Consider the following 13,249-nt stretch of genomic DNA (forward strand, 5'->3'; position numbering starts at 1 on the left):
ATGCGCGATTGACACGTGACCGCGACGACCTACCGTCCCAGGTCCGCGTGCGCCGACGAGAGGTGTCTGGAGCCGAGCGCGGCGAGCAGCGACAGCTCGCCCGCGAGCGCGCCGACCGCGATCGCCTCCGCGAGCGCGTCGCCGTTGCTGCCGGCGGGGTCGCCGCCGCCGCGAACTCCCAGTATTTCGAGGCCAGCGGCCTGCGTCGGGAGCTTCGTCCCGCCGCCGACCGTCCCGACTTCGAGGCTCGCGAGCGAGACGGAGACGTAGAGGTCGCCGTCGGGCGTCGCCTCCGCGGTCGTGATCGCGTTCGCGCCCTCGACGACCTGCGCCGCGTCCTGTCCGGTGGCGAGAAACATCGCCGCGACCGCGTTGGCGACGTGGGCGTTGAAGCCGAGCCCGCCCGCCTTCGCGGAGCCGACGAGGTTCTTCCGGGTGTTGATCTCGGCGATCGCCTCGGGGGTGGTGTGGAGCCGCTCCTCGACGACCTCGCGGGGGACCTCGACGTCGGCGCTCACCGAGCGCCCGCGCCCCTCGACCGCGTTGATCGCGGCCGGCTTCTTGTCCGAACAGAGGTTGCCGGAGAGCGCGACGAGCGACGCGCCGGTCTCCGTCTCGACGATGTCACACGCCTCGCCCGTCGCGATGGTGACCATGTTCATCCCCATCGCGTCCTTCGTGTCGTACCGGAAGCGCAGGTAGACGTTGTTCCCGACGACGTACGGCGTCACGTCGAGTAGCTCGCCGTGGCTCGTCGTCGACTCCGCGGCCTCTCGGAGCGCGGCCTCGTTGTCGCGAACCCACGAGACCAGCGCCTCCGCCTCGGCGACGTCGGCGACCCGGAAGACGGGCGCGCGGGTCATGCCGCTCTTCGTCACGCGGGCTTTCGCGCCGCCGGCGTCGTTGACGACCGAGCAGCCGCGGTTGATGGAGGCGACGAGCGCGCCCTCGGTGGTCGCCATCGGCAGGTACCGTTCGCCCGCGAGCGCGCCGCCGTCGATGGCGACGGGACCGGCGACCCCCATCGGCACTTGGACCGCGCCCAGCATGTTCTCGATGTTCGGCTCCGCGTCGGCGGCGTCGAAGCCGTACGTCCCGAGCGCGTCGACGTCGGCGTCAGCCGTCTCGGCCACGAGAAGTCGCCGGGCGGCCGTCGCGGTGTCGGCGTCGGCGTGCTCCTCCAACTCGTGGAAGCGGACGTCACCGTCGCGGACGCGGGCCGCGAGCGACGCGGGAGTGGGTTCCGTCATGGGCGCGACTCCTCGCGGCGCGTGCTAAGGGTTGTCGATTTTCGGGGCGAGGAGATGGTGACGGGGGAGTGGAAACTCGCTTACCGACGGACGAAATCGGAGAGTCGCTCCGCGATCGACTCGCCGCCGAGCTTGAGGTAGTAGGCGTCGCCGCCGTCCTCGTAGTAGTCGTCGATCCGGCGCACGACCTCGAAGCCGAGGTGCTCGTAGAATCCGAGTGCGGTGGTGTTGGTAGTCCGGGCGTGGCAGGTGACCGAGCGGTGTGATTCGGCGACCTCCGCGATGAGTCGCTCTGCGTGTCCCTGTCCGCGATGGTCCGGATCGACGGCCAGAAAGAGGATGTAGCCGTCTCGGCGGACGGAGGCGAACGCCACCACGTCGTCGTTCTCGACGAGCAGATGCGTCGTGGAGCGGCGGTAGGCGTCGATGAAGAATCCGCGTCGCTGGCGGAGTACGCCCTCCTCGCCGCGGATCCGTTCTTTGAGCTCCCACGTCGCGGCGGCGTACGTAGACTCGCCGGGCGGATCCGTCCGTTTCTCCACGTTGACGCTCACTAACCGGAGCTAACACGCCTGCAGAATATAACTCCACCGCCACCGGGGGTATCTCGGTCGCCGTCGGAATCGTTTTGCGTCGGTCGTCCGTTCGTCGGGTCATGGTCGAAGAGCCGGCGGTGGACCGCTGCTCGCCTCGGCGATTACGGCGGTGCTCGATCGACGATTACGGCGGTGCTCGACCGGAGACGCGAGGTGCCGACCGATGAGCTACACGCTCCGCGAGCACACGGCCGACATCGCTGTCGAAGCGACGGCCCCGACGCTGTCAGCGCTGTTCGCGGCCACAGCTGACGGACTCGCCGCCGCGAGCTGCGAGACGATTCCCGAGACCGGCGAGCGGTTTTCCGTCTCCGTGAGCGCCGAGAGCCGGGAGGCGCTGCTGTTCGATTACCTCGATCAGCTGATCTACGAACGCGACGTGCGGCTCGTGTTGCCCGCCGACAACCGGTGTTCGGTGTCTGGCCCGGACGACTCCTCGGGCGACTCCTCGGACGACGGTGAGGAATGGACCGTCGAGGCGAGCGCCCGCGGCGTGCCCCTCGACGATGTCAACGCACGGGAGATCAAGGCGGTCACCTACTCCGAGATGACGCTCGAACGCCGGGGCGACGAGTGGTACGCGTACGTCGTCCTCGACGTCTAGCGGATCGACCCGTCTCGCTCGGTGCCACGCGCACATCGGCTGTCATCGTCGCCGATATCCGTCGCTATCGGTTCTCGCCGCTCGACGCAACGCCCTTCTCCCCCCGTGACGAACGCCAGAACATGACCACGCGCGAGTTCGACGGAATCCGACTGGAGAAGATACGTGAGCACGTCTGGGAGATCCCCCGCGAGGGCGGTATGAACGTCGCCGCTCGAGTGCTCGCCAGCGAGGCGTTACTGGAGGAGATCGGCGAGGACAAGACCCTGCAGCAGCTGCGAAATGCCGCGCACCTCCCCGGGATGGTCGAGCCCGCCCTCTGTATGCCCGACGGCCATCAGGGGTACGGGTTCCCGGTCGGCGGCGTCGGCGCGATCGACGCTCGAACCGGCTGTATATCCCCTGGAGCGGTCGGCTACGACATAAATTGCGGTGTGAGGATGATAACTACAAATCTCGTATATGACGATTTAATTGGGCGAGAGGAAGAACTCGTCGACGCTCTCTTCGAGGCGATTCCGTCCGGGCTCGGGGGCGGCGGGGTTATCGAGGGCGACGCCGACGCGATCGAGGGGGCCTTAGAACGCGGCGTCGAGTGGGCGATCGATGAGGGGTACGGGATCGAGAGCGACCTCGCGCGCTGTGAGGACGAGGGGCGGCGTCCGGACGCCCGACCCGAGTACGTCTCCCAGAAGGCGATGGACCGCGGCCGCAACCAGATGGGATCGCTCGGTTCCGGGAACCACTTCCTCGAAGTGCAGCGCGTCACGGACGTGTTTCGCGAAGACGTCGCCGAGTCGTACGGGCTCGCCGAGGACGGGGTCGTCGTCCTGATCCACTGCGGGAGCCGCGGGCTCGGCCACCAGACCTGCAACGACTACCTCCGTCGGATCGAGAAGCGACACGGGGACCTCCTCGCCGAGCTCCCGGACAAGGAACTCGCGGCCGCGCCCGCCGGTTCGGAGCTGGCCGACGAGTACTACGGCGCGATGGGCGCGTGCATCAACTTCGCGTGGGTGAATCGCCAGCTAATCACTCATCAGGCCCGCGAGACGTTCGGCGAGGTGTTCGACGCCGACCCCATCGACGATCTCGGCATGGAGCTGTTGTACGACGTCGCGCACAACATCGCTAAAAAGGAGACGCACGAGGTCGGCGTCGGCCCGGACGGCCTCCCGGCGGTCGGCGACGAGGCCGTCGACCGCGCGGAGCGGGAGTTATACGTCCACCGCAAAGGAGCCACGCGCGCGTTCCCCGCCGGCCACGAGGACGTGCCCGCGGTGTACCGCGACGTGGGCCAGCCGGTGATCATCCCCGGGAGCATGGGGGCGGGGTCGTACGTGCTCCGCGGCGGCGCCGAGTCGATGTCGGTGTCGTTCGGATCCACCGCCCACGGCGCCGGGCGGCTGATGAGCCGGACGCAGGCGAAACAGGAGTTCTGGGGCGGGGACGTCCAGAAAGACCTCGAATCCGGCCAGCAGATCTACGTGAAAGCGCAGTCCGGCGCGACCATCGCCGAGGAGGCCCCCGGCGTGTACAAGGACATCGACGAGGTGATCCGCGTCAGCGACGAGCTCGGAATCGGCGACAAGGTCGCGCGGACGTTCCCCGTCTGCAACATCAAAGGGTAGCTCGGTTCGCGGCGGCACTCGACGACGCCCGTGAGCACCGGTGGCCTGCTCCCTTGCGATCCCTTATACCCGATGCCGCGCCCACTCCGCCTCGATGACGGAACACGCACGCGGCGACGCGCCCAGTGAGATGAGCAGACGCTCGGTCCTCGGTGCCGTCGGCACGCTCGGCGGCGGCGGCCTCACGGGACTCTCCGCGCTCGCCGCGTCGAGCGGTCCAGCGGCCGCGGTCGACGGCGACCCGGCCGCGTTCGAGGCGGGCGACGCGCCAACCGTGACCAGCAACGACGGACGCGTAGAGGCCGTCTACCTCTCGCCGACCGTCGACGTGTCGTGGACCGACTTCGGTGACGGGGTCGACGCGGTCACGGTCACCGTCGCCGCCGGGAGCGACCACGGTGTCGACGAGGTGTATCGGGAGACGCTGACCGCCGTCGAGCCGGAGGCGACGCCCGGCGACGTGGCGAGCGTCGAGGCGTTCGAACACGGAGCGGTCGAGGGCAAGCTCGCCGTCGGCTTCGAGCGCGCGGACGCGACGGCTCGCGGAGAGGCCGTGACGACCGAGGCGCTCAGCGACTCCGATATCGCCGGCGGCGAGACGGCGACCACGACGCTGGATATTGTCCTGCGGGCCGACGTCGTCGGCGGCGAGGACGAGGCGACGGTCGTCCGCACGACGACGGTCGACGTGACGGTCGAGAACCCGGCGGGAGACGCCGACGCGGGCGGGACGGTGGGGATAGACACCGCCTGACCGTCGGCGGTGTTCTGCTGAGCGTCGACCGCCTGCCGCGCGTCGCTCGCCTACCGGCGACCGTCAGCGCTCCCGCTTCGCTTCGCGTCCGAGGTGTTCCTCGACGGCTTCGACCTTCCGGTCGGCGGTCGTGTCCTCGGTGCGTTTGTCGTCGAGTTTCAGGACCGTCGAGACGCGGTCGCCGTCGACCGCGTCGTGGGCCGCGGCGGCCGCGGCGAAGACCGTGTCGGCGTCGTCGGCCTCGATGACGGTGCCCATCGGATTCGTCTCGTAGCTCACGTCGAACTCGTCGAGCGCGGCGACGGCCTTCGCGACCTCGCCGGACATGCTTCCTTCGGTCACCGGAGCGACGCTTAGCATTGCGATGGCGGTCATGCCGCACGCTCCGTTCCGCGACGACTTAAATCGGACCGCGAGCGGTACCGCTTACCGGTCGAGCGCGTCCCGCAGGAAAGACAGCTGGTGGCCGACCGCCGGTTCGAAGTCCTCGCCGAACGGCGAGAAGTGGTCCGCGGGCATGGTGACGACGGTCCCTCGCGACAGGCGCTCTCCGGCCGAGACGACCGCCTCGCTGTCGACGATGGCGTCGTCGGTCCCCGCGAGCAGCATGGTGGGCGCTCGGATATCAGCGAGCCGCTCGACCGGGCGATAGCTCGCGACTCGCAGCAGCGACCGCGCGGGCGTCTCGTTGCGCCACGTCGACTCGCGGTCGACGAGGTCGAGGTACTTTCGCTTGGTGCCCGGTTCCGTGATCGCCGCGAGTTCCTCGGTGTTCCCGACGATCGGAACGGTGCGGCCGCGACCGACCCGGTGGCCGACCAGGTCGCGGAGCCCGGCGATGCCTGAACGCGCGAGGTACTTCCCGCCCCGGCGCCGGGCGATCGCCCGGCCGTCGAGCATCGGAACCACGCCGATGACGGCATCGATATCTCGCCGCTCGGCCGCGAGCGTGAGGACGTGTGCGGCCGACAGCGACGCGCCCCACAGAATCAGCTCGCTGCCGACGGCGTCGACCCGGCTGACGCGACCGATCGCGGCCTCGTAATCGGCGCGCTGATCCGCCGGGTGGACGGCCTGGGAGTCGCCGTCGGAGCCGCCGAACTCGCGGTAATCGAACAGAAATGCGGCGTAGCCGGCGTCGGCGAACCGCTCCGCGACGGCGGGGTAGCCGAAGCTTCGTTCCGCACCGAGGCCGGGAGCCATCACGACGACCGGCGGATCGTCGTCGTCGCCGGCGGGGAGGTAGAGCGTGCCGCGGCAGGTGTCTCCGTCGACGTCGAAGGCGAGCGCGCGGGTGGCGAACCGCTCGCGCGGGGGGCGGTCGAGACGTCGCTGCGAGCGGTTCACCGGGTTGCGGCGGGTCACGCTCCCTCACCGGGAACCGTTCGGTCATCGTCTTCGACGGTGTCCTCGTCCCTGTCGGTGTCGTTCTCCCCCTCGTCGGACACGTGAGTCAACGTGTCCAACACGCGCGAGGAGAACTCCGTCTCGGAGATGCCGTAGCCGATCAGCTGGTCGAACCACGCGGCCTCCGCGTGCCACGTCCCGAGAACGTCTCCCGGCGAGCGGACGACCGTCCCCTCGACGCGGACCGGGTCCCAGGCGTCTTCCTCCGCGCGGTCGATGAGCGCGTTGAGCGCACGGCCGATCTCACCGTGGTGTACCTCCCGACCCGGAAACGCCGTCATGTACGTGATCGCTAGCGGATCGCCGCGGTCGATCGACTCGACGCTGATCCCGTAGCTGCGGAGCGTCGGTTCCACCTCGGTCGCCCGCTCGTCGCCGGTCATACGGGACCGTCGGCGCGGCGGGATAAATCGGTACCGGCGCGCGGCCGCGTCGCTCGGGAACGCGAAAGGAGACATCGCTCGGGCGTGAACGGAGTCGGCGGGGACGAAGAGACGGAGACGAAGCGGTAGAGACGGAGCCACTGGACGGGTAGATACGGTCTCGAGGAAGCCACTGGCCGGTATGGTACGACCTTTAGCAGAAAGCCGCGGACGGGGAGGGCCGCCGTGGTTGGCGGCCGAGATCGGTTTTGTCAGAGGCACACGATTGTCCCGCGCGGCCACTACCCACAACTTGGTCAAACAATATAAACGCTCGGGACGTAGCCGGATCAGTACTTCGCTGATCACGAACCCTCGCTGTTGGGGGACATTTTGGTCGAAAGCGCAACAGTCGGGGACCCTTTATCAGTGTCGCGAGACAGGATCCGGTATGCTCAAGCGGGCACTGGTGTCGCTGCTGCGATCGTCCGACGGGGTCGGGGTACTCGTCGTCGGCGGCGTGTTGACCCTGCTCGCGTGGACCGTAACGCCGCTGTGGCTCGGCGGCGTCCTCCTCTTCCCGCCAGTGATCGTGCTCGCGCCGCTCGCGCTCGCGCCGGCGCTCGTCGCCCGTGGCTACTTCATTCGGGTGCTCGTCGACGCGGCCGAGACGGGAAACGCGGCGGGCGCGCCGCCCTTCGTCGCGTGGAACCGACTGTACAGGGACGGCGTCAAATCGGCGGTCCTCAGCGCGGTCCTCCTCGCGCCGCTCGCGATGCTCCTCGGGTTGGTCGCGGCCGGTGCGTTCGTGATCGGGTCCGGAAGCGCGGACCCGTCACCGGTCCTCGATCCGATCGCGGGCGCGCTCGGCCGAGACGGCGTCGCGGCGCTCGGCGCACTCGGAGTCGGTCTCGTCGCGGTGACTGTAGGCGTGTACCTCGTCGGATTTGCCTACCTGCGACCAGCCGCGCTCGCCGCGTTCGCCGCGACGGGACGGCTCCGCGATGGGCTCCGTCCGCGACGCGTCGGCCGCGTCGCCGGATCCGGCGCGTACGCGACCGCGTGGGTCGTCGCGACCGTGACGTTCCTGGCCGGATACGCGCTCGCCGGACCGTTCGTAGCGGCGGTACTCGGCGTGCCGTTCGTCTTCGCAACGCGAGTCGTTGTGCACGCGCTGTACGGTCGCGGCGCGGCCGAGACACTCGAGACACGAGCCGCCTCTGTTGCCGGCGCTGACTCCGAAACCGCGGGCGACGACCGCGACGAGGGGACCGTCGCGAGCGGAGCGGTCCACGAGGGCTCCTCTCGGTCTCCGGAGGCGCCGGTCGCGGTACAGACCGGCCGACCGATCCCGTTCGGCGGCGATATCGAGGAGGTGCTCGGACCGGACGGCGGTAATCCGGTGTCCGGCGAGAGCCCGGTCGACGACAGCGGGTTCGAGTGGATGTCGGCAGTAGACGGCGAGGGCGTCGCCGGCGATTCCGGCGATTCCGGCGATTCCGACGACTCCGACGACTCCGACGACGCAGACGGAACGAACGAGGCCAGCGACGGGACCTCGTTCGACTGGAGGGTCGCCCTCACCGAGGACAAAGACAAGAGTTGATACGAGCCCGAGCGAACCGTGCCACATGCGCATCTCTGATCGGGGGTACGGCGAGGAGGGCAGAGAGCGGCTCACGCTCGTCCCCGAGAACGTCGACGACCTCTGGCATCTCGCACACGTCCTCGAACCCGGGGACCTCGTCGAGGGCGACACCACCCGCCGAATTCAGCGGAGCGACGACCAGATGCGGGACACGGGCGGCCAGCGCGAACACCTGTTCGTCACGCTCGAAGTTGAGGACGTCGAGTTCGCGCGGTTCGCGAACCGGCTCCGCGTTTCGGGGGTCATCGTCGGCTGTTCGCGGGAGGACCAGCTCAACGCCCACCACACGATCAACGTCGAGCAGCACGACGAGATCACGGTGGAAAAGCACTTCAAACCGGACCAGACCGAGCGCCTGGAGGAGGCCACGGAGGCCGCCGAGAACCCCGACGTCGCCATCGCGACCGTCGAAGAAGGCGCCGCGTACGTCCACACCGTACAGCAGTACGGGACCGAGGAGTACGCCTCGTTCACGAAGCCGACCGGGAAGGGCGACTACTCCCGTCCCCGCGAGGAGCTGTTCGCCGAGCTCGGGGAGGCGCTCGCGCACCTCGACGCCGACGCCGTGATCCTCGCCGGACCGGGGTTCACGAAGCAGGACGCGCTCGACTACATCACGGAGGAGTACCGCGACCTCGCCGACCAGATCACCACCGTCGACACCTCCGCGGCCGGGGATCGCGGCGTCCACGAAGTCCTCAAGCGCGGCGCAGTCGACGAGGTACAAAAGGAGACGCGGATCGCGAAGGAGGCCACCCTCATCGACGACCTCACCGCCGAGATCGCACGGGGCGCGAAGGCGACGTACGGTCCCGAGGACGTGGCCGAGGCCGCCGAGTTCGGCGCGATCGAGACCCTCCTCCTCGTCGACGACCGGCTCCGCACGGAGCGACAGGGCGAGGGCGACTGGTCGATCGACGTCAACGACGTGATCGAGTCGGTCGAACAGCAGGGCGGCGACGTGGTCGTGTTCTCCTCCGAGTTCGCCCCGGGAGAACAGCTCTCGAACCTCGGTGGGATCGCGGCGATTCTTCGATATCGGTTGCAGTGAGTGACGAGCGGCGCGGCGTCTACGATAAACTCGTTGTGCGGTGGCGTCGCCGGCGGCTTTGCCGCCGGCCGCAAGCGAGGGCTTTGCTCTCGCCCTGTGCGCCTGCGTGCGGCCGCTGACAAGCGGTCGCTCACGGCCCGCACGAGGGAAGTCGGACCGGCGCAGCAGCGTCGGTCCGACGAGGCTGGGGGGTGTGAGGAGCGGTGCTGTGCGGTGTGGGGTGGGACTCAAAGGGGCGGTGTTCACCGACGGTTTACCGTTGACTATTTATAAACGACCGACCGGAACGACCGCAAGATCATCGAAGCGACACCGTCGGTAGTTTATTCGCCAGTAAGCGCCTCGCTCGCGGGCGCGAAGTCGATCGCCTCGCCGCGTCCCTTCTCACTCGCCCGCTGATACAGCATGTGAGCGGCCGCGACCGTCTCGATCCCGGTCCCGCCGGAGTCGAACACGGTAATCTCGTCGTCGCTCGTTCGTCCGGGATGCTCCCCGGCGACGACCTCGCCCAGATCGGCCGCGACGCCGTCCTCGTCGACGAGTCCCGCCTCGACCGCCGCGAGGAACGACCCGGCGTCCTGGGTCGCGCGCTCCCGGATGTCGGGGACGTACGTCGCCCGCGCGATCAATTCCGGCGGCAGCTCGTTCTTTTTCGGATGATACTGCCCCATCGCCGTCACGTGCGTGCCGGGCTCGACGTCCTCGTCAGCAATCACGGGACCGCTCGCGGTGGTCGCCGTGATGACCACGTCGGCACCCGCGAGCGCGTCGCTTGCGCTCGCAACCGCCGAAACGTCGGCGTCGAGCCGGTCGTCGAACTCCTCGGCGAACGCCTCGCGGTTCTCGGCCGTCGGGGAAAACACCCGAACCGCCTCGAACTCGCGAACCGTCGCGGTGGTCGCGAGCTGGCCGCGGGCCTGCGCGCCGCTCCCGATCACGGCGATCTCGGTCGCGTCCGGGCGAGCGAGCGCGTCGACGGCGACCGCGCCCGCGGCACCCGTTTTAAAAGGGTTCATCGACGCGCCGTCGAGCAGCGCGAGCGGCTCGCCCGACTCGGCGTCGAACAGCGGCGTCATGAACCACGCGTCCTCGGCGCCGAAGCCCGCGGAGTAGGTGTACCCGCCCATCGCGCCGGTCTCGGGGAGCACCGCGGCGTAGGTGGTGAGCATGCCCGGCGGCTCGCGGTTGAACAGCTTCGTCCGCGGCTCCGCGGGTGCGCCCTCGCCGATCTGTCGGTAGGCGTCGCGAACGGCCGCGACGTAGTCGGCTGGCTCGGCGAGGTCATCGACGTCGGCGCTCGTCAGGAACAGGGCCTCTGTCATACGCGTCCGGTCGACGCGGAGCGACTAAACCGTACAGGAAGCGGAAGGCCCGGACGTCTACCGTGAGCGGCGACGAGAACGTCAGCTCCGACAGAGCCGTCAGTTGGCGGCCCCGCCCGGCGGACCGCGGCCGGTGGTCTCGTCGAGTGACTGCCCCCTCGACTGTCGTACAGCCCGCTCCGCGGACCGCCCCGCGGACCACTCCACTGACTGCTCCACCGCCGCGGGACGCTCGTCCGCGACTGGACCCTTGACGAACATCGCATGGGCGATGAGCCCCGCCGCGACGGCGGCGCCAGCGGAAAGCGCCGCCGTCAACGGCAGCCCGACCAGATTCAACAAGGCAGTCACGCCGAGCAGGGCGGCCGGAATGAGCCCGAGAATGTAGTCGTAGTACCCAGTCATACTCCACGTTATAGTAGCGCAAAATGTCTATTAAATTTTTCTCATGGTTCGGAGTGACTCCCTTTGTGAACACGCCAAAGGATCTCATAAGTTATACCCGCCTGATCGGTCGCGTGCTCGTGACCTTGGAGGCGGTGTTGCCGCGGCTAGAGCGTCTAGAGGAGTGACGCAGAACGGGTCGACAGTGGACGGACGGTTCGGCGGTGGCGGAAGGTCCGGCGATAGGCAGATGATCCGACGGCGCGCGAACCGCAGAGTGTCCTATCGTCAGTGGCTGCGGTACGATTCGACCGTCACCGGAGCTTGAAGTACAGCGCGCGCCAGCCGCCGAGCACGACCGCGCCCAACACGAGCATGATCGCGACGAACGTCGGCGCGGCGCCCCCGGTGAACACGAACGCGCGGAGCACGAAGCCGATGGCCGCGGCCGGGATCCACGACCGGATCACGAGCGGGACCGACGACTTCGCGGTCTCCACCGCCCCGGCGGAGTAGGCACCGACGAGCGGCGCGACGAGGACCCACCCGATGACGAACGGCGCGAACACCTCCAACAGGTAGAGCGGGTTCGACAGCAGGAAGTCGGTCGTGTGGTGGCTGAGCGACCCGACGGTCAGCAGTACGAGCAGTGCGAGCACGTCACCGACCGCGAGCGGCGCGGCGGCGCGGTCGAGGCGCGAAGCGAGAAACGACGGAGCGTCCATGTTGAGCCGTGGGAGGCGCCCCTACTTTGTACGCACGGATTCGACCGGACGGTCGGGACCGATCGGCGGCGGCGACGCCGTCACTCGTACAGCGGGTGCTCCTCGCAGAGTTCGACGACGCGCTCGCCGACCTCGTAGATCACGTCGTCGCTGTCGACGTCGTCGACCACGCGGTAGATGAGGTCGCCGACCTCGGCGATGGCTTCCTCGCCGAATCCGCGCGTGGTCAGCCCGGCGGTGCCCACGCGGATGCCGGACGGGTTGAACGGCGAGCGGGTCTCGCCCGGCACCGTGTTTCCGTTGAGGACGATGTTCGCGGCCGCGAGCGCGTCCTCGGCGTCGCCGCCCGGCAGGTCCGGGTGCGAATCGCGGAGGTCGACTAACACGAGGTGGTTGTCGGTGCCGCCGGAGACGAGCGAGAGACCGTGGTCCTGTAGCGTCTCGGCGAGCACCTCGGCGTTGTCCACGACCTGCTGTGCGTACTCCTCGAACTCGGGTTCGAGGGCCTCTTTGAATCCGACCGCCTTGCCCGCGACGTTGTGCATGAGCGGGCCGCCCTGCCCGCCGGGGAACACCGCTTTGTCGATGTCGCTGGCGAACTCCTCGTCGCACATCACGATCCCGCCGCGCCCGGCGCGGATGGTCTTGTGCGTCGATCCCGTAACGAAGTCGGCGACGCCGACCGGCGAGGGGTGCACGCCCGCGGCGACGAGCCCGGTGATGTGAGCGATGTCCGCGAGGTGGTAGGCGTCGACGGCGTCCGCGGCCGCCTGAATCGCCTCCCAGTCGACCGTCCGCGGGTACGCGGAGTAGCCGGAGACGACGATGTCCGGCTCGAACTCCTCGGCCGTCTCTCGGAGCCCCTCGTAGTCGATGTAGCCCGTGTCGGGGTCGACCTCGTACTGCTCGACCTCGTAGATCTGCCCCGTGAAGTTCGCGGGGTGGCCGTGCGAGAGGTGCCCGCCGTGGTTCAGTTCTAACGAGAGGATCTTATCGCCCGGATCCAAGGTCGCGTAGTACACCGCCTGGTTCGCCTGCGTCCCGGAGTGCGGCTGCACGTTGACGTGCTCGGCGCCCCACAGCGCTTTGGCGCGCTCTATCGCGAGCTCCTCGACGTCGTCCGCGTACTCGCAGCCGGCGTAGTAGCGGGCACCGGGGTAGCCCTCCGCGTACTTGTTGGTGAGAACGCTTCCCTGCGCCTCCAGTACCGCCTCGCTGACGTGGTTCTCGCTGGCGATCATCGCGAGCGTCTGTTCCTGCCGATCTCGCTCACCGGTCAGCGCGTCGGCGACTGCCGGGTCGACTTCCCGGACGTGCTCGTGGTCCATATACGAACGCCGGTGCGTTCGGACATTAATCCTTCCGTCACGGCGTCGCACGCGGTCGACACAGCACGCCGTACAGCCCGATCCGTCGGAACGAGTCCGACCTCGACGCCGTTGTGACCACACGACCGATGGACTCACTGACTCCCGGTTTCGCTGATCGCCAATTTTCGGCGGTTTCGAGGGCTGA

14 protein-coding genes are annotated in these 13,249 nt (G+C 68.7%); 5 read left to right on the top strand and 9 right to left on the bottom strand.

What is annotated here, in order from left to right; translation table 11 throughout:
• Nucleotides 1-29: 29 nt before the first annotated feature.
• Together hmgA and ACNSN4_RS11015 are read right to left on the bottom strand one after the other, a co-directional pair.
• Complete coding sequence (hmgA, locus tag ACNSN4_RS11010; protein WP_418285862.1) at nucleotides 30-1,250, bottom strand: hydroxymethylglutaryl-CoA reductase (NADPH); 1,221 nt, start codon at nucleotides 1,248-1,250, stop codon at nucleotides 30-32.
• Nucleotides 1,251-1,330: 80 nt separating this feature from the next.
• On the bottom strand, nucleotides 1,331-1,804 hold the full coding sequence (locus tag ACNSN4_RS11015; protein WP_418285863.1) for a GNAT family N-acetyltransferase: 474 nt from the start codon (nucleotides 1,802-1,804) through the stop codon (nucleotides 1,331-1,333).
• Between the two features lie 205 nt (nucleotides 1,805-2,009).
• On the opposite strand from ACNSN4_RS11015, the gene ACNSN4_RS11020 reads away from it, so the two are divergent.
• The 3 genes from ACNSN4_RS11020 to ACNSN4_RS11030 all read left to right on the top strand — a co-directional run bounded on the left by ACNSN4_RS11020 (nucleotide 2,010) and on the right by ACNSN4_RS11030 (nucleotide 4,835).
• Nucleotides 2,010-2,450: an archease gene (locus ACNSN4_RS11020; protein WP_418285864.1), complete on the top strand. Its 441-nt coding sequence runs from the start codon at nucleotides 2,010-2,012 to the stop codon at nucleotides 2,448-2,450.
• 122 nt (nucleotides 2,451-2,572) lie between these two features.
• A complete protein-coding gene (locus ACNSN4_RS11025) occupies nucleotides 2,573-4,081 on the top strand; it encodes an RtcB family protein (RefSeq protein WP_418285865.1) in 1,509 nt (502 codons plus the stop codon).
• Between the two features lie 94 nt (nucleotides 4,082-4,175).
• Nucleotides 4,176-4,835, top strand: coding sequence for a hypothetical protein (locus tag ACNSN4_RS11030; protein WP_418285866.1), 660 nt, complete (start codon nucleotides 4,176-4,178; stop codon nucleotides 4,833-4,835).
• Nucleotides 4,836-4,898: 63 nt separating this feature from the next.
• On the opposite strand, the gene ACNSN4_RS11035 is transcribed toward ACNSN4_RS11030, so the two are convergent.
• From ACNSN4_RS11035 to ACNSN4_RS11045, 3 genes are read right to left on the bottom strand one after another with little or no spacing between them, the layout of a single operon-like run.
• Nucleotides 4,899-5,210, bottom strand: a complete 312-nt coding sequence (locus ACNSN4_RS11035; RefSeq protein ID WP_418285867.1) for an MTH1187 family thiamine-binding protein — start codon at nucleotides 5,208-5,210, stop codon at nucleotides 4,899-4,901.
• A 51-nt stretch (nucleotides 5,211-5,261) separates the two neighbouring features.
• Nucleotides 5,262-6,200 (bottom strand): alpha/beta hydrolase, encoded by a 939-nt coding sequence (locus ACNSN4_RS11040; RefSeq protein WP_418285868.1) that lies wholly within the window; start codon nucleotides 6,198-6,200, stop codon nucleotides 5,262-5,264.
• Complete coding sequence (locus ACNSN4_RS11045) at nucleotides 6,197-6,625, bottom strand: DUF8159 domain-containing protein (RefSeq protein ID WP_418285869.1); 429 nt, start codon at nucleotides 6,623-6,625, stop codon at nucleotides 6,197-6,199. The genes ACNSN4_RS11040 and ACNSN4_RS11045 overlap by 4 nt, the downstream gene beginning before the upstream one ends.
• A 430-nt stretch (nucleotides 6,626-7,055) precedes the next feature.
• Between ACNSN4_RS11045 and ACNSN4_RS11050 the strand changes: the two genes are divergently transcribed.
• Nucleotides 7,056-8,210: a DUF4013 domain-containing protein gene (locus tag ACNSN4_RS11050; RefSeq protein WP_418285870.1), complete on the top strand. Its 1,155-nt coding sequence runs from the start codon at nucleotides 7,056-7,058 to the stop codon at nucleotides 8,208-8,210.
• A gap of 25 nt (nucleotides 8,211-8,235) precedes the next feature.
• Complete coding sequence (locus tag ACNSN4_RS11055) at nucleotides 8,236-9,303, top strand: mRNA surveillance protein pelota (protein WP_418285871.1); 1,068 nt, start codon at nucleotides 8,236-8,238, stop codon at nucleotides 9,301-9,303.
• Between the two features lie 323 nt (nucleotides 9,304-9,626).
• Here the strand turns inward: ACNSN4_RS11055 and ACNSN4_RS11060 are convergent, their stop codons facing one another.
• The 4 genes from ACNSN4_RS11060 to glyA form a co-directional block, all read right to left on the bottom strand.
• Nucleotides 9,627-10,625 (bottom strand): ornithine cyclodeaminase family protein, encoded by a 999-nt coding sequence (locus tag ACNSN4_RS11060; protein ID WP_418285872.1) that lies wholly within the window; start codon nucleotides 10,623-10,625, stop codon nucleotides 9,627-9,629.
• Between the two features lie 99 nt (nucleotides 10,626-10,724).
• Nucleotides 10,725-11,030 carry a DUF8015 family protein gene (locus ACNSN4_RS11065; RefSeq protein ID WP_418285873.1) on the bottom strand — a complete coding sequence of 102 codons (306 nt, stop codon included), beginning with the start codon at nucleotides 11,028-11,030 and terminating at the stop codon, nucleotides 10,725-10,727.
• A 293-nt stretch (nucleotides 11,031-11,323) separates the two neighbouring features.
• On the bottom strand, nucleotides 11,324-11,734 hold the full coding sequence (locus ACNSN4_RS11070) for a DUF3054 domain-containing protein (RefSeq protein WP_418285874.1): 411 nt from the start codon (nucleotides 11,732-11,734) through the stop codon (nucleotides 11,324-11,326).
• Between the two features lie 80 nt (nucleotides 11,735-11,814).
• Nucleotides 11,815-13,062, bottom strand: a complete 1,248-nt coding sequence (gene glyA, locus ACNSN4_RS11075; protein ID WP_418285875.1) for a serine hydroxymethyltransferase — start codon at nucleotides 13,060-13,062, stop codon at nucleotides 11,815-11,817.
• Between the last annotated feature and the right edge of the window lie 187 nt (nucleotides 13,063-13,249).

The organism is Halorubrum marinum (genome assembly GCF_048381195.1).
Lineage (GTDB): Archaea > Halobacteriota > Halobacteria > Halobacteriales > Haloferacaceae > Halorubrum.